The sequence below is a fragment of the Pseudanabaena sp. PCC 7367 genome (genome assembly GCF_000317065.1).
GTDB lineage: Bacteria > Cyanobacteriota > Cyanobacteriia > Pseudanabaenales > Pseudanabaenaceae > Thalassoporum > Thalassoporum mexicanum.
In genome coordinates this window covers 3,152,465-3,168,397 of the sequence record NC_019701.1, presented here as the reverse complement: position 1 = coordinate 3,168,397, position 15,933 = coordinate 3,152,465, and the positions used below count along the sequence as shown (strand labels likewise).

At 47.3% G+C, this 15,933-nt stretch carries 12 protein-coding genes and 1 riboswitch; of the genes, 5 read left to right on the top strand and 7 right to left on the bottom strand.

The window, feature by feature from the left end; translation table 11 throughout:
* Positions 1–131: 131 nt before the first annotated feature.
* Positions 132–228, bottom strand: a riboswitch (Glutamine riboswitch).
* A 217-nt stretch (positions 229–445) separates the two neighbouring features.
* The 3 genes from PSE7367_RS12600 to PSE7367_RS12590 form a co-directional block, all read right to left on the bottom strand.
* Positions 446–1,168, bottom strand: a complete 723-nt coding sequence (locus PSE7367_RS12600; RefSeq protein WP_015165737.1) for a LuxR C-terminal-related transcriptional regulator — start codon at positions 1,166–1,168, stop codon at positions 446–448.
* 479 nt (positions 1,169–1,647) lie between these two features.
* Positions 1,648–2,868, bottom strand: a complete 1,221-nt coding sequence (locus PSE7367_RS12595; RefSeq protein WP_015165736.1) for a methionine gamma-lyase family protein — start codon at positions 2,866–2,868, stop codon at positions 1,648–1,650.
* 109 nt (positions 2,869–2,977) lie between these two features.
* Positions 2,978–3,670, bottom strand: a complete 693-nt coding sequence (locus PSE7367_RS12590) for a Uma2 family endonuclease (protein WP_015165735.1) — start codon at positions 3,668–3,670, stop codon at positions 2,978–2,980.
* 286 nt (positions 3,671–3,956) lie between these two features.
* On the opposite strand from PSE7367_RS12590, the gene PSE7367_RS12585 reads away from it, so the two are divergent.
* The 3 genes from PSE7367_RS12585 (at position 3,957) to PSE7367_RS12575 (ending at position 7,728) form a co-directional block, all read left to right on the top strand.
* Positions 3,957–5,756: a CocE/NonD family hydrolase gene (locus PSE7367_RS12585; protein WP_015165734.1), complete on the top strand. Its 1,800-nt coding sequence runs from the start codon at positions 3,957–3,959 to the stop codon at positions 5,754–5,756.
* Positions 5,757–6,322: 566 nt separating this feature from the next.
* Positions 6,323–6,739: an adenosylmethionine decarboxylase gene (gene speD / locus PSE7367_RS12580; RefSeq protein ID WP_051037966.1), complete on the top strand. Its 417-nt coding sequence runs from the start codon at positions 6,323–6,325 to the stop codon at positions 6,737–6,739.
* A 74-nt stretch (positions 6,740–6,813) separates the two neighbouring features.
* The gene (locus tag PSE7367_RS12575; protein ID WP_015165732.1) at positions 6,814–7,728 is read left to right on the top strand and encodes a spermine/spermidine synthase domain-containing protein; all 915 of its coding nucleotides are present in this window, start codon (positions 6,814–6,816) and stop codon (positions 7,726–7,728) included.
* A 181-nt stretch (positions 7,729–7,909) separates the two neighbouring features.
* Here the strand turns inward: PSE7367_RS12575 and PSE7367_RS12570 are convergent, their stop codons facing one another.
* The 3 genes from PSE7367_RS12570 to rfbA form a co-directional block, all read right to left on the bottom strand.
* Positions 7,910–8,392: a nucleoside deaminase gene (locus PSE7367_RS12570; RefSeq protein WP_015165731.1), complete on the bottom strand. Its 483-nt coding sequence runs from the start codon at positions 8,390–8,392 to the stop codon at positions 7,910–7,912.
* 125 nt (positions 8,393–8,517) lie between these two features.
* Positions 8,518–9,375 (bottom strand): ABC transporter permease, encoded by an 858-nt coding sequence (locus tag PSE7367_RS12565; RefSeq protein ID WP_015165730.1) that lies wholly within the window; start codon positions 9,373–9,375, stop codon positions 8,518–8,520.
* Positions 9,376–9,573: 198 nt separating this feature from the next.
* Complete coding sequence (gene rfbA, locus PSE7367_RS12560; RefSeq protein WP_015165729.1) at positions 9,574–10,464, bottom strand: glucose-1-phosphate thymidylyltransferase RfbA; 891 nt, start codon at positions 10,462–10,464, stop codon at positions 9,574–9,576.
* 662 nt (positions 10,465–11,126) lie between these two features.
* On the opposite strand from rfbA, the gene PSE7367_RS12555 reads away from it, so the two are divergent.
* Both PSE7367_RS12555 and PSE7367_RS12550 read left to right on the top strand, forming a co-directional pair.
* Positions 11,127–12,188 carry an MBL fold metallo-hydrolase gene (locus PSE7367_RS12555; RefSeq protein ID WP_156800399.1) on the top strand — a complete coding sequence of 354 codons (1,062 nt, stop codon included), beginning with the start codon at positions 11,127–11,129 and terminating at the stop codon, positions 12,186–12,188.
* Positions 12,189–12,422: 234 nt separating this feature from the next.
* Complete coding sequence (locus PSE7367_RS12550) at positions 12,423–13,847, top strand: sensor histidine kinase (RefSeq protein ID WP_015165727.1); 1,425 nt, start codon at positions 12,423–12,425, stop codon at positions 13,845–13,847.
* A gap of 30 nt (positions 13,848–13,877) precedes the next feature.
* On the opposite strand, the gene dnaK is transcribed toward PSE7367_RS12550, so the two are convergent.
* Positions 13,878–15,860: a molecular chaperone DnaK gene (dnaK, locus tag PSE7367_RS12545; protein ID WP_015165726.1), complete on the bottom strand. Its 1,983-nt coding sequence runs from the start codon at positions 15,858–15,860 to the stop codon at positions 13,878–13,880.
* Positions 15,861–15,933: the final 73 nt, after the last annotated feature.

The following is a 15,933-nucleotide window of genomic DNA, read 5'->3' as shown; positions in this document are numbered from 1 at the left end:
CCAGACATATTGGTAGAAATAAAACTAACCAACAGAAAGAAACCAATGCACTTAAACAGAAACTTACAACACGCTACTGCAAAGTATTCAAACATAACGTTAACTAGGCTCGCATACTAGAAGGTTACTTTAATGCGTTCCTTCAGGCTATGAACCTTACTTCCGTCCTTGGAAATACGAGATGAATATTACAAATATAACGACACCCGACTGCCAAAGATGAACGATTACGACCTAAACTTTTGTCCACTGCATATATTCACAGATGATCGGTAGTGATGTCAATCGCCATTTAGGGGTAATCTTAAAGTTTTGTTTATTTTTTTTGCATGACATTGATGCAATTCAAGCAAATAGCGACTGTATCTAAATATACATATAGCTCCTGGCTTATGTTAACGATTCATCAAAAATAGCTTTTACTTAGGTTTTTAGTGCTAAATACTCAGATGATGCCATGCCTTAGGGCAACTACTGCGGCCTGAACTCGATCGTTTACTACCAGTTTGTTCATGATCCCGCGTACATAGGTTTTGACGGTATTGGTGCTCAAATAGAGCGTCGCGCCAATCTGGGGATTGCTATAACCTTCAACGATCAGCCTTAATACCTCTAGTTCTCGCTGGGATAATTGCCCAAATGAATTAGACTGAGCTGGTTTAGCAGGTTTTAAATGCTCCAATACCTTTTGAGCAATCTGGGCATCCAGATAAGTCGCGCCGTCCTGCACTGAGGCGATCGCCGTTAACAGATTATCAATGTTGTCACCATGGTCACCCTTGATGCAGTAGGCATCAGCACCACCGGAAAGAGCGGCAATAATTTCTTTCTCGGCTGTACGGGCTGAGAGAATAATCGATCGGATCTCTGGGAATGCAGCCTTGATTTTTTGGGTTGCTGCTACCCCATCCAATAGGGGCATCCCCATATCCATAATGACCAGGTCTGGCATTAGTCTGGCCACCACCTCGACACCGCGATAGCCGTCGTTGGCAACACCAACTACATCTAGATAGGAAATCTTACTGAGGGCATGATCGAGTTGCTGCCTAAAAATGGTGTTGGCATCAACAATTACAATTCTTACTGATTTAATATGAGTAGTTTGATCTAATGGATTTAATTGACTTCGCTTAAGAGTTGGAGGGCACTCTTTGGTGGTAATCATGACAAGCCTTATTGATTAATTTAGTTGATGATTCAAGCTAGTTAGTGACGGAAGTTCGATCGATTGAGGTTATGAATTGCGGCCATTTTAATGATTTTTCCTAGAATTACCCTTGTTTTACTTTGAGTAGCAAAAATGTTGTAAAAATTCAGAGCAACTACCAAATGATAGAAATATCAATTTAAATTGGCGTTGAACTTACTTTATGTGGTTGTTATCAATCGACTCATCCTCCACTCGATTCATCCGGTTGGGTGATAGCTTGGTTAAATTGAAAGCTTTGGCAACCTCAAATTAATCTAGCCAAGCGGATCGCAGCGGTTAACAACCTATCCCGCATTGATTTAGACCCAAGAGTCATATCTTTGGTTCAATTGCTGTTCATATAGATATCCATATAGATCCCTGCCAGCTTTGTTACAAAAGTCTAAAAAGCACTAAAAAGCACTTAGGTTAGCCGATAAGATCTGAAAAATTGGCTAAAGCACCAGATTCTCTAAGGCGATCGCCACATGGCTCCAATGGGTGCCGCCTTGCAAATAAACCACATAGGGCGATCGTAACGGGCCATCGGCGGAAAGCTCCGAGGTGCTGCCATCAATGAATGTGCCACCCGCCATCACCAACTGACTTTCATATCCCGGCATATGACCAGGCACTGGATCAACATAGGAATCCACAGGTGAATATTTCTGGATCGATCGACAAAAGGCAATTAACTTTTCTGGCGAACCTAGCTTAATCGCCTGAATCAGATCACGGCGGGGCGCAAAGGGCAATGGATTTACTGCATAGCCGAGCCGATCGAACACATAGGCAGCAAGATGATTGCCTTTGATCGCTTCACCCACCATTTGCGGCGCTAGGAAGAGCCCCTGAAACATTAATCGAGTTTGGTCGAGGGTGGCACCACCAGAAGTGCCGATCCCTGGTGCAGTAAGCCGACAGGCTGCCATTTCCACATATTCAGCTTTACCAGCAATATAACCGCCCGTGGTAGCGATCGTGCCGCCAGGGTTTTTAATCAATGAACCCGCCACCAGGTCTGCACCCACTGCGGTTGGTTCTTGCTCGGCAATGAACTCGCCATAGCAGTTGTCTACAAAGCAAATGGTGTGGGGATTTTGCTGTTTTACTATTTCAATAATTCTGGCGATCGCTTCGATCGAAAGGCTGGCACGCCAATCATAACCACAGGAGCGCTGAATCAGTACCATCCGGGTTTCTGGCCGAATTGCAGTGGCTAATGCCTGCCAGTCAATTTCGCCCGTTGCAGTTAGATCTACCTGGCGATAGCTAATCCCAAAATCACACAGCGATCCTTGACCAGAATCTTGCTTAGCCCCATTTTGACCGATTACTTGTGCCAGTGTGTCATAGGGTGCGCCTGCCACCGAGAGCAACTCATCGCCGGGACGGAGGATGCCAAATAAACAACAGGCGATCGCATGGGTTCCTGAAACCAACTGTACCCGTACGATCGCGGCCTCTGCACCAAAAATTTGCGCCCAAACTTTATCTAATAATTCCCGCCCCGCATCGTCATGGCCATAACCAGACACGCTGGCGAAATGATGTGCGCCCAGTTTATGCTCCCGAAAGGCGGCCAAGACCCACTCCAGGTTGTGCTTGGTTTGTAAGTCAATCGCGGCGAAGGTGGAGGCAAGCTTGGCGATCGCTGCGGCGACTAGTTCTTTCATTGGGTTATTTCATTTGATTAAGGCGATCGACTCGACATGGTATCACGGATATCATTTTAGTTAGTTAACTCATAGACAGTTGCCTAGGATTAGGCTTAGGACTGATGAATTAGTTACCAGATTGTGACAGTTTCTCGACAAAGGCTTGATGCTCAGGCGTAGCCAGTCCTTGCTGCAATACCTCTAGGACTTTAGCCATATTCCCACCCAGCAGAGCATTCTGATCCAGCCATAATCCAGGAAATACCTTAGAGCAGATTATCCCTTCTTCATTGACTGGCATTTGTTCATACCTGCCATCTACCAGATGAAACCAATCAAAACTCTGATCATAAATTCGCCACACCAGGTATTCTTGCACCTGATTGCGTTGATAGGCAGTGAGTTTGTCATGCAAGTCGATCGATGCACTGCTAGCGGCAACCTCAACGATTAGCTCTGGAGCCCCTTCAATGTAATCATCTTCGCTAATTGATGCCTGTCCACCATGCTCGATCATCAAGAAGGCATCCGGTTGCACTTCATTATCTTCGTCCAGACGCACCGTGCCATTATCTCCTGCCCCGATGCCTGGGGTTGCTGACTCATAGGTGCCCAGCCAGGTCGAAATCCGGATATGAGGTTTAGCATGACTTCGATATCTCAGGGGTGAGGCCATATAAACAATTCCTTTGATTAACTCTGCTTTCTTAACGTGGGGCATAGCCATATATCGGCGTTCAAACTCCTCACGAGAGAGCTTGTCACCACTTTCAAGGGGCAGAGTTTGAGTTGGTGGCTTGATCAGGTCTGGTGCAGCCATAATTCACCTCAGGGCAATTGCATCGCTTAGGTTTAGCTTATACCTATCTTACAGGGGGATAACTGAACTAGAGCGTCATTTAATTAACCAGGAAAGAGTTTATACAACTAGTCAAAGCACGGCTCATTGGTGCAAATCGAAAACTGCATTTTACATTTACAACAATGATCGCTGTTTAAGCTCGATGAGTCAGAATCATCAGGTGATCGCCATCATATAATTATTGCTTGATATTTTGTTATATGTTTGCCAATAAGCCAATAAGCAGTATTTTCTTAATTTATCTATGTCCGCCACCCGCCCATCCTTTAATCGTAAAGTCAGCGTCGATCGCCAGGTCAAAATCCCCATGCGCGACGGCGTTAACCTCACCGCCGATGTCTATCGCCCCAAGGGAGTCGATCAACCGTTGCCAGTTTTGCTGATGCGACTACCCTATGGTCGGGCGATCGCTTCGACCGTCACCTACAAACATCCCAGTTGGTATGCAATGCAGGGTTATATTGTGGTGATCCAGGATGTACGCGGTTGCGGCACCGCAGAGGGCGAGTTTTATCCCTTTCGCCATGAATATAACGATGGCTACGATACGGTGCAGTGGTGTGCCCGATCGCTAGCGGGTAGCAATGGCAAGGTGGGGATGTATGGGTTTTCCTATCAGGGGGTGACACAATTTCAAGCGGCGATGATGCAACCACCGGGCTTGGTAACGATCTGTCCTGGTATGGCCACTGCCGACTTTTATCACGGCTGGTTTTATTTTGGTGGGGCGATCGCGCTGGGGTTTGATCTTGGTTGGGCACTGCAACTGACCCAAAATCGTGCCTATTACCTCAAACAAGAGCCCCAGACCACTAACCTGATCGCGGCGCAACGGGAGCTAGACAAGTGGTTGAACTACACCCCGCTGGATCAATTGGCGATCCTGAGAGATGAACCGCTTGGCCAGTTTTTCTTTGATTGGATTGGCAATCCCCAGGTTGATGATCAATATTGGCAAGACTTAAATCCACTCAGCAAATTTGAAAGTTTCGATCTACCGGCTTTGCATATTGCTGGTTGGGCGGATATTTTCATTGAAGCCACCCTCAACACCTATGTGCAAGCCAAGCAACATACCAATAAACCCCAGCATTTAGTAGTTGGCCCCTGGCAGCATATGCCCTGGCTAGCGCAGGTGGGTGAGATTGATTTTGGTGAGGCGGCGCGATCGCACATTGACCAGTTACAAATCGATTGGTTTGATTTCTGGCTGAAAGGGATCGACAACGGGATTGCCCAACGGTCAGCGCTGCAAATTTTTATGATGGGACAAAATAAATGGCGATCGTTTAACCATTGCCCTAACTTCGATCGCACCAGCCTTGATCGATCTAGTTCTGTTGAGCTAAATCAAAATATCCAGAGCCAGGTTGATCAGCCGAATTTGTCTAGTAATGATCACAGCGCAATTAAGATCGCAAATAGTCAGGCTGGTGTTGATTATGCCCAGTTATTTTTAAATGCCGATCGACAATTGACTAGCACTGAACCAGACAGCGATCGCGCGCCGGATATTTATGTCTATGATCCACGTCAGCCCAACCCCATGAGTAACTATGGCCCCCATGATCAACGGCCAACCCACCAGAGTTGGGATTTGTTAGTTTATGAGGCCGAACCATTGACCACAAATTTAAGCATCGCTGGGACACCGGAGTTCAAGCTCTATGCGGCGACGAATGTGGCAGATACCGATTGGGTGATTAAACTGTTGGACATTTATCCCGATGGGCGGCAAATGCTGATCAGTATGGGAGTTTTGCGAGCCCGATTTAGGCAGTCTTGGCAAGCACCGAAATTAATCGCCACTGAAGAAGTCCTGGACTATTTAATAAAACTCCGCCCCACTTGTCATTGTTGGCAGGCAGGGCACAAAGTTGGCATTGCGATCGCCAGTGCTGCTTTTCCCCTAATCGATCGGCACAGCAACACGGCTATGCCACCCCACACCACAAAGGTAAGTGATTTCATCGAAGCAACTCAGCAGATATATTCCGATCGCTCTTTCCCCTCTTGCCTCTATTTACCTTTGTTGATCGTATAAAAGCCATTGGTCGCTGTTAATTCTGGACTGACAGGAGTTATCGCAAACTCAAACAATTCTTGCTAATTCCTGCGAGGTAGAGGCGATCGAAATGATCTCAACAATATTTGCACCCATCTATTCCTTGTGCTGCTACTAGGATTGTTTTAGCTGTGCTACGATTTATAGTTGTTTTGGTTAATTTAAGTAAAGGAACGGTTAAGTTCGGCGATCGCCCAGTCTGAATCAATAAATCACGCGTCAATTCTAAGTCGTGAACTGAATTTTAGATCACGTTTTAGATCGCCAGAAAAGAGGTTGATTTACGATCGAGCATTTAGTTACAACTTTTAATTACAACTCTAACTATCACCTGAATAGGGGGCTACAAATTAGTAACCATTGGTGGATGGGAGTTAGCAACGATCGAGCGTAACCTTTACTTAAGCGGAACCAGACCATATTTTTTTAACATCTAGTTTAAATATCTAGAAAAATCCTGCCAACCATTAGCCCTTTAAAAAAGGATGTGAGGTGACTAATTGCGAGATCAGCTTGAGCGGCGTAAACCGATCAATTCCCTAAACATGCCTACAGTCGATCGGTTGGGGAATCGATATTTAGAAGCCCTTGGGGCACATTGTATTCTGGAACTCTACGAATGTCCTTCCCATCTGCTGGACGATCGCCACTTTGTAGAAAAGGCACTGCGCGAGGCCGCAAAGGTAGCAGAATCGACCCTTTTGAGTGAAGTTTCCCATCAGTTTACGCCCCAGGGGGTTACGGCGCTGGTTTTGCTAGCAGAATCCCATATCTCGATTCATACCTGGCCGGAAGCAAACTATGCTGCGGTTGATGTGTTTACCTGTGGTGAGCAAACTCGCCCCCAGGAAGCATGTGAATATCTGGTGCAAACTTTTCGGGCTGGTAATCATTTGTTGTTGCAATTGCCCAGACATAAACTCAGTGCGGCGATCGCCAATGGTGAGCATTATCATATTTAATTTAATTTAATTTAATTTAAAACAGGCAGGCATATTTATTAAGCGAGTAGGCAGGAATGAGCAGGAGATAATCAATGCAAGAACAAACGATCACACCCCTTAGCTCGATCTGTTTCCCTGCCCAGATCCTGAAGCAATTTGTATCCCCTTACCAAAAGGTTGAGTTTGTCAAACAAGGCGATGATTTCGTGTTGTTTATCGACGGGGATATGCAACTGTGCAGCATTGATGAATATCGCTATCACGAAGCGCTGGTGCATCCGGCCATGAGTGCCAGTGGTGCTACTGATAACGATCGTAAACAGGTGCTATTGCTCGGCGCGGGCGATGGGCTGGCGATGCGGGAGGTATTGAAATGGCCAGAAGTGGAGCGGGCGGTTTTAATTGACTTAGATGAGTCGATCGTTGACCTAGCGATCAATGAGCCATTGTTGAGTAATCTCAATCAGCATTCGTTTTCCGATCCCAAGGTGGAGCTTATCTTTGCGGATGCATTCGCGGCGATCGCTGACCTCACCGACATCTTTGATGTGATTATTATTGACTTTCCGGATGCGGTGGTGGATGTGATTTCCAAGCTCTATTCCCAGGAGTTTTATGCCAAATTACTGCCACGCTTGGCCGAGAACGGCGCGATCGGCTGTCAATCCTCCAGTCCGTTTTTTGCGCCCAAGGCAACTGCTTGTATTCGTAAAACAATGCAGAGTGCTGGTCTGGTGGTGCAGCAATATGTGGCAGATGTGCCCACCTTTGGCCCCTGGGGGTTTAGTCTGGCAGCTAGGCAGGCAATAAATATCAGTAATCAACTGGCGCTGCCGATCCCAACTCGCTACCTGACTCCGGCGGTGATGCAAAATATGTTCCTGTGGCCGCCTGACCTGAAGGAAGATAATGTGGAAATCAATAGCCTTAGCAATCCAGTAATTGTAAATTATCGGGAAAATCCACGTTGGGAAGCATATTGCCGAGTCGATAAAATCGGCCGCTAGGGGTTGTTGGGAGCATAAATAATTTAGTAGACAATTTAAATAACGCTTAATCACTAAATCCCGACATTTTCTAACTAATTTTTAGTTATTCCTACTAGCACAATTCTTTCAAGCTTATTCTTAACCTAAGTTGACGTTAATTAGGCTTGAAGCGCTTACTTTTGCAATAATATTAATCACTTTAATCACTTGCATGGCGATGGGCTTGGAACCAATCCTGGAGCAGTTGTTGGCAAGCCTGTGCCCTGATCCCTGCGATCGCTTCGAGCCGATGAAAAGTAGCGGGACTGTGGGGAAGATTCAAAACCGTATGGATCGCGCCTGCTTTGGGATCTATTGCACCATAAACTAAACGCTTAATTCGCGCCTGCAAAATTGCCCCCGCACACATTGGGCATGGCTCCAGCGTGACATACAAACTACAGTCATGCAGTTGCCAACGCTTCAGGTTTTGGGCAGCGGCCTGGATCGCTACAATTTCAGCATGGGCAATCGGATTGCGATCGCGTTCGCGGCGATTTACACCAGTGGCTATAATTTGCTGATGATGATCGACCACAATCGCACCCACCGGGATTTCGCCAACCTGTCCGGCAGCCTTGGCCAGGGCGATCGCCTGATCAATCCATTGCTGATGTAAGGCAAAGTCAATCTCTGGCTTCATTTTTTCCTAGTAGATCTAATCGCAGATTGTTTTAGTTGATCGCAAATATAATAGGAGCAAAGGTTACAGATGCTTTTAGTGAGATATTAGCCGGACTTAATTTCACATATGTTTATTGTTTAGGCTTAAATCTTGCCTTCCTGCTGGACAGAGCTTTCATGCCAATCCCGCAAGATCAAATCGGAGAGGGCGGATAAAACCACAAAAATAATAATCCCCAGGGCGGTGGTCATCAGCAATGCGGCAAACATTTTTGGCACTTGTAAATTATAGCCAGCGATCAAAATTTTGTAGGCAATGCCAGACCCAGAACCACCAGTACCCGCCACAAACTCAGCCACCACTGCCCCGATTAAGGCCAAACCGCCACTGATGCGTAACCCAGCCAAAAAGTAAGGCAACGCCGAGGGCAATCGCAAATAGAGCATGGTTTGCCAGCGCGAAGCTTTATAGAGCTTAAACAAATCGCCTAAATTAGAATCAATGCTATTCAGGCCAAAGGTGGTGTTGGAAATGACTGGAAACAGCGCCGCGATCCAGGCACAAATTACCAATGCACCAAAGGTGTTGTTCTTGAGCCAGATAATAATTAACGGCGCGATCGCTGCCAGGGGCGTAGTTTGGATCACCACCGCATAGGGGTAAAGACTTTTTTCGATCCACTTGCTCTGGGCAAACAAAATTGCCACAAACAACCCAGAAGCCGCCGACACCAGGAATGCCACCACCGTCACTGCCAAGGTATTTAACAGGGCGGGAAAAAGATTGCCCCATTCCTGCCGCATTGTTTTTAGCACTAACCAGGGCCCCGGCAAAATAAACGGCGGTGTATTGGTGACCCGAACTGACACCTCCCAGATTAATAAGACGGCCACGCCAACCAGCATAGGGGCGATCACATCCAGCGAAACTAACTTACGGAGATTTTTGAGCACAGACTTAGCGGTAAATAGATTTTGCCAGGAGGCGATCGATTTATTCATAGATTGCTTATGCAGATGGCGAGCGAGGCTTCAGTTTCAATTTTCAATTTTCAATTAATTGGAAGAAGGTATTGCGGTGCGGATTTTGCGATCGACGGTGGCTATTGCACATAATTATGATGCGAATGAATTATGCCAATGGCGACTGGCTTAGGCCATATCTTGCTGGCTAGGTGGTGGTAGGTGATGAGGAAACAATCAATCCTCTATCTCAATATGAGGAATTTCCTGGCAGACCTGTAATAAATACTTGCCATAGGCTCCCTTGGCCAACGGTTGAGCCAAATCCTTGAGGCGATCGGCATCAATATAGCCCTGTCGATAGGCGATTTCTTCAATACAGGCAATTTTTACGCCTTGCCGCTGCTCCAGGGTTTGAATAAAATTAGCCGCCTGATGCAAAGACTCATGGGTGCCCGTATCCAGCCAGGCATTGCCCCGCCCCAGGATTTCCACCTTTAAGTTGCCCTGTTTTAAATAGAGCATATTCAAATCGGTAATTTCCAGCTCACCCCGCGCCGAGGGCTGAAGTTGTGCCGCCAGGTCAACCACCTGAGAGTCATAGAAATAAATACCAGTGACCGCATAGTTAGACTTAGGCTCGGCTGGTTTTTCCGCCAGGCTGATTGCCCAACCCTGGCGATCGAACTCAATCACCCCATAGCGTTGTGGATCGGTGACCCGATAGCCAAACACGATCCCCCCTGTGTTCAACCGCGCCGATTCCCGCAGTTTGCTCCTCAGCCCCTGACCATAGAAAATGTTATCGCCCAGAATCAAACATACTGGCTGATGATTAATAAAATCCTTGGCCAATAAAAAAGCCTGCGCCAGCCCCTCTGGTTTCGGTTGTTCCATGTAACTAAACTCTAGTCCCCATTGGCTGCCATCCCCCAGTAATTGCTGAAACAGGGGTAAGTCACGGGGTGTAGAAATAATCATAATCTCGCGGATACCTGCCAACATCAGGATCGACAGCGGATAATAAATCATCGGTTTATCATAAACTGGCATCAGTTGTTTACTGATTACCTGGGTGATCGGATAGAGTCTGGTGCCCGATCCACCGGCGAGGATAATTCCTTTCATGGGTTAATTACTAAAGTTTGCGATTGCTTTTGATTCTGCCCCTGTCAGTCTATTTTATTAGGGTTTGGCCGTTGCCAGTGGCCTGATATCTGGATTATTTTGGTTTTCAGTTTGGGTTTTCAATTCGGCTAGTCTTGCTCATCTCTTGCCCATCTAATCACAATCGGCCAAGGGATCGAGGCTGGCCTGAGCATCATTACGGCAGATGCTCGTCATATAGAACAAATCGTTTAGAACAAATCGTTCATAGAGTGATTGGGCTCAAGCGATCGCCACGCCATTGCCAGCAAGTAACCCTGCCAGTCTGTTATGCCTCAATTTTAATTTGACATATGTAGTAGATCTAATTTAAAAACTCATCAACAGAGATCCTTAGAGATCCTTAACTAAGCCTTATACCTGGAGTGATGTAATGTTTTTATTGATATGCTGCAATAACAGTCTGTTTAGGTCTAAGTAAAAACACAACATAACGCTGTAAATTTTGGGCTCATGCTGACTTTCCTCAATGGAAGAGAATAACAACAAGTTTTTACCGATCGGGTGAAGTAGCTTGCAGTCAGGCATGTTAGGAGTAATTTAAGTAAATCCATTGGATTTGGTAGCCAAACCTCATCTTTGGTTACGATGGCGCAAGGACATGCATAAGAACAGGTGTGAGAATGGTTAAACCAAAAATAGAAACAAAACCTCAAATTAAAGCAAAAATGCGATCTCAAGCTCTCCGTCTAGCTGCTACAGCCCTTGCGGCAATGCTCACCTTCTTTGGCATTATTGGTTGGCATAACTATATACCAGCCGTCCAAGCCCAAGAGGCTCAAGAAACCATTGCCCCAGCCTCGATCGAAGCACGTTTGAATCAGGCCAACTTGACCCTGGCTGAAGTGGGCTCTGGCGTATATGCTCTGGTTGCCGATACCGACTTTCCGCCTGCTAGCGAGGATGTTGCCATCAGCAATGGTGGAATTGTAATTGGCAATGAGGGTGTATTGGTAATCGATCCATTTCAGTCTAAAGATCTGGGCAATTTGATCCTGGATGTGGCGGCCAGCTTGACTGAGCAACCAGTATTGTATGTGCTCAATACCCACTATCACTTTGACCATACCGGTGGTAATCCAGCCGCAGGCGATCGCGGCATTCCGATCATTGGTCGAGGGCTGATCCGGGAATTTATTGCCACTAACAACAAAGCATACGATCCCAGTCCCAAACTACCCGACCTGATTGTGAATAGTGAAACCGAGATCTGGCTGGGTGGTCGTCAGGTGCAAATCGAGCGGGTAGAAGGTCATTCCGGTGGTACTGACTTGATCGCCTATGTGCCTGATGCGGGGGTCTTATTCACTGGTGATATTGTCTTCCATCAGCGTTTCCCCTATCTAGGAGATGGTGATATCCGCGAGCTACAGGGTAGTTTATATCGTTTGATTGTCACTTTCCCCGATGCCACGGTGGTGCCTGGACATGGCCCTGTGACTGATTTGAGTGGTATTAAGGGTGCTCAAGAATACATTAGAGACCTGGAGCGGATGGCCTTGGATTGGAAGGCTCAGGATTTATCCCGCGAAGAGGCTTTTGCCCAATCAGCGATCCCGCCCGCTAAGTATAGCGACTTCAAGTTTCAGGCCATGTACGGCCCTAATGATATTGGTTTGAAGAGCAATTTAGAAGTTGCCTACGATCAAATTACTCAAAGTGCTCGGATTCCACTGATTCCATAGATTTGATTTTAAGCATGAGTTAACAGCTTGAAGCAACTTGAGTTGTCAAATTCGAGCTTGAGGCTAAGATGAGGCTAAGATATGGGGGGGGGTAGCGATCGTTGCCCCCTTTGTCTTTTGGTACCACTCTAGGCTAGCCATTCACTCCGGTTTTGCATCAGTCTGGGATGTGCTAGCTAAATTTATGCCCTATTCACGAATAACTAATGCCAACTGGCACAGTGGAGAATACCAATGCCATCAACGCCCAAAAAGCTATGTACAGAATCATTGTTGCAAATAAAAGCTTTTCAGGTTCTGCCTCCCGATCGCCTGGAATGGATTTGCGATCGGGCTGAGCATATTCAGCTTGGTGCTGGTGCAGTTGTGGTGGGTGAAGGTGAACCGCCGAAAGGATTTTTTATCCAGCTTAGCGGTCTGATCACGGTCACCCGCATGAGTAATGGGGCGGATATTCCCGTTGGCCGTCACCAGGCACCCGCTTTCTTTGGCGAAGTTCAATGTCTCACTGATGATCTAGTGCCAGTAACGCTTACGGTTGACAGCGACGTTGATCTATATCGTCTTGATTGTGCTGACTTCGTCGAAATGCTCCACAGTTGCCGGGAGTTTGAAAAAGATATTCTGCGCACGATGGAGCAGCGCTTGCGGGGGCTAGAATCATTTATTCGCAGTCGTGAAAAAATGGCAGCTCTAGGGACGTTGGCGGCAGGATTAGCCCATGAACTGAATAACCCAGCGGCGGCTCTGGTGCGTGCCCTCAAGGATGTTAAACCGGCTCTGTTGGAGTTGCAGCGGATGAATCTGGTCTATGGTCAACAGCAAGTGGACGAGGCCCATACTCAAAAATGGGAAGAATTGCGCGATCATGGGTTTGCCGCGATCGCCAACCCTAAAAATAACCCGATCGCTCAGGGAGAACGGGAAGATTTGCTCTCCGATTGGTTGGAGGATTATGGCGTAGAAAATGCTTGGAAACTGGCAGAGCCCCTGGCGGCAGGCGAAGTAGAGCCAGAAGTGCTAGATTCGCTGATGGAGCGCTGGCGGGATGATCCTTCGGAACTAAGGGATATGGGGTTGCGCTGGTTGGCGTTGTCCTTTGATGTGATGGGAATGATTAACAGCGGTTTGGATGGGGCGGAGCGCATTTCCACCCTGGTGCAATCGATGAAGTCTTATTCCTATATGGATCGGGCGGCTCAGCAGCAGGTGAATGTCCATGATGGAATTGAAGATACATTGCGCCTGTTTGCCTTCAAGCTTAAATATGGAATCAAGGTGGAGCGTTGCTATGACCAAGCATTGCCAGAAATCACCGCCTATGGCAGTGAGCTAAACCAAGTTTGGACTAATTTAATCGACAATGCGATCGATGCTGTAAATGAAAAAACTGCCAATGGAGATTCACCCAGAATCCAGATTCGCACCTGCCAAAAGGGCGATCGGCTCAGGGTTGAGCTTGAAGACAATGGCCCTGGTATTCCAGTGGAACTAAAAAACCGGATTCTGGAGCCATTTTTTACAACTAAGCCGATGGGCAAGGGCTCTGGTCTGGGGCTGGATGTGGTACGTCGGATTGTGGAAATCCGTCACAACGGTAGCTTGATCATAGATTCGGTGCCGGGTAAGACCTGTTTTGTGGTGTCATTACCTCTATAAATTTATTGGCAAAAACCTCGGCCATAAATGCTAGACCCACTCGTCATCATTTTCATCCCAATTAACTCTGGTATCAGGGCGACGCTGGTAATCGTAGTCATCCTTGGGGCGGCGATCGCTACGGCTGCTGGCAAAATTGCCAATTCGATCGATAATGTCATCAATGAAGTCGCCTTCATAGTAATCATCTTCATATTCAGCCTGCTCATAGATTTCCCGCGACAGGGTCGAGATCGCATCTTGCAACTCTAATTGTGCCGTATCAATGCGGGCATCGTCTTCCTGGGCGATCGCTTTTTCCAGGGTTTGAATTAGCTTATCTACATCCTTACGCCGCTCATAGCTGAGTAAATAGCCAAACTCCAGTGATAGTTCTTTCAACAAACGCTTAGAGCTGGTAATTAAATTTTCAGCACGATTGATTTTTTCAATTCGTTCCTTGCGCGATCGATCCTGCTCGGCATATTTTTCCGCCTCGGACACCATCCGCTCTACTTCCCGTTCGTCCAGGGTTGAAGCTCCTTTGATTGTGACGCGGCGCTCTACCCCAGTACGGCGATCGGTGGCCGTAACTGACAGGATGCCATCAGCGTTGAGATCAAACATCACATCAACTTGCGCCATCCCCTTCGATTGGGGTGAAATGCCACTCAGCTTGAATCGCCCCAGGGACTTGTTGCGCTTGGCCAGATCGCCCTCACCTTGCAGCACATGAATTTCCACCGAGGTTTGATTATCCTCTGCGGTGGTAAACAGGTCGGTTTTGCGAGTGGGAATTGTGGTATTACGGGTAATCAGCTTTTTGAAAATGCCGCCATAGGTTTCCACGCCCAAAGATAATGGCGTTACATCCAGCAGCAGCATGTCCTTGAGATCGCCAGTCAGGATTCCCGCCTGCACCGCTGCCCCCACTGCCACCACTTCATCGGGATTCACGCTCTGGTTGGGCTCTTTGTTGATATAGCTTCTAACTAACTCCTGCACCGCTGGCATTCGAGTTGAACCACCCACCAAAACCACCTCATCGATCTCACGGGTGGAAAGGCCAGAATCCCTCAGCACTTGCTCTATTGGTGCTTTCAGTCGCTCGATCAAATCCTCACACAAGCGCTCAAATTGCGATCGCTTTAGATCAATATCCATATGCAGCGGGCCATCGGCCGTTGCCGTGATGAAGGGCAAATTTATACTGGTGGCACCAACGGTAGACAATTCCACCTTGGCTTTCTCGGCCGCTTCCATCAAGCGTTGCAGTGCTTGACGCTCCCGGCGCAGATCTACTCCTTCCAGCTCTTTAAATTGCTCGGCCAGCCAATTAACAATTTTGCGATCGAAATCATCACCGCCCAATTGAGTATCGCCTGCTGTGCCCAGCACCTCAAAGACACCATCCCCCACTTCCAGGATCGAGACATCAAAAGTACCACCGCCCAGATCAAATACTAAAATGCGCTGACTTTCATTTTTATCCAGGCCATAGGCCAATGAAGCCGCGGTGGGCTCATTCAAAATCCGTTTTACTTCGATCCCGGCGATCCGACCCGCGTCCTTAGTGGCCTGACGTTGGGAATCATTAAAATAGGCTGGCACGGTGATCACTGCCCCAGTCACTTCTTCACCCAGGTAACGGGAAGCCTCATCCACCAACTTGCGGATCACCATGGCCGATAGCTCTTCTGGCGCAAAGTCCTTGCTCAGGCGCGGGCATTTCATCCTGATGTTGCCAGTTTGATCCCGAAAAACAGTGTAGGCAACCCGTTTGGCATCTTGATTCAATTCACTATACTTACGGCCAATGAAGCGCTTAGCCGAGTAAAAAGTATTTTCCGGGTTTAGCACCGCCTGTCGGCGAGCCATTTGACCAATTAGACGATCGCCATCCTTACTAAAACTCACCACCGATGGGGTTGTCCGGCTCCCCTCGGCATTTGCGATCGCGATCGGTTTTCCAGCTTCCATGACGGCAACAACCGAATTAGTTGTGCCCAAATCAATCCCAACTATTTTGCCCATTATTAAACTATAAGTTCCTGAAATAGACTTATCCCAGTTTGCAAAACTAAAGATGCTCAGGCAGTAATCAAAT

Excerpts from the sequence above, each read along its gene's own strand:
- PSE7367_RS12585 (WP_015165734.1), top strand. The coding sequence starts at position 3,957 with ATGTCCGCCACCCGCCCATCCTTTAATCGTAAAGTCAGCGTCGATCGC.
- PSE7367_RS12570 (WP_015165731.1), bottom strand. The coding sequence starts at position 8,392 with ATGAAGCCAGAGATTGACTTTGCCTTACATCAGCAATGGATTGATCAG.
- PSE7367_RS12565 (WP_015165730.1), bottom strand. The coding sequence starts at position 9,375 with ATGAATAAATCGATCGCCTCCTGGCAAAATCTATTTACCGCTAAGTCT.
- PSE7367_RS12550 (WP_015165727.1), top strand. The coding sequence starts at position 12,423 with ATGCCATCAACGCCCAAAAAGCTATGTACAGAATCATTGTTGCAAATA.
- rfbA (WP_015165729.1), bottom strand. The coding sequence starts at position 10,464 with ATGAAAGGAATTATCCTCGCCGGTGGATCGGGCACCAGACTCTATCCG.
- PSE7367_RS12555 (WP_156800399.1), top strand. The coding sequence starts at position 11,127 with ATGGTTAAACCAAAAATAGAAACAAAACCTCAAATTAAAGCAAAAATG.
- PSE7367_RS12600 (WP_015165737.1), bottom strand. The coding sequence starts at position 1,168 with ATGATTACCACCAAAGAGTGCCCTCCAACTCTTAAGCGAAGTCAATTA.
- PSE7367_RS12590 (WP_015165735.1), bottom strand. The coding sequence starts at position 3,670 with ATGGCTGCACCAGACCTGATCAAGCCACCAACTCAAACTCTGCCCCTT.
- PSE7367_RS12575 (WP_015165732.1), top strand. The coding sequence starts at position 6,814 with ATGCAAGAACAAACGATCACACCCCTTAGCTCGATCTGTTTCCCTGCC.
- dnaK (WP_015165726.1), bottom strand. The coding sequence starts at position 15,860 with ATGGGCAAAATAGTTGGGATTGATTTGGGCACAACTAATTCGGTTGTT.
- speD (WP_051037966.1), top strand. The coding sequence starts at position 6,323 with ATGCCTACAGTCGATCGGTTGGGGAATCGATATTTAGAAGCCCTTGGG.
- PSE7367_RS12595 (WP_015165736.1), bottom strand. The coding sequence starts at position 2,868 with ATGAAAGAACTAGTCGCCGCAGCGATCGCCAAGCTTGCCTCCACCTTC.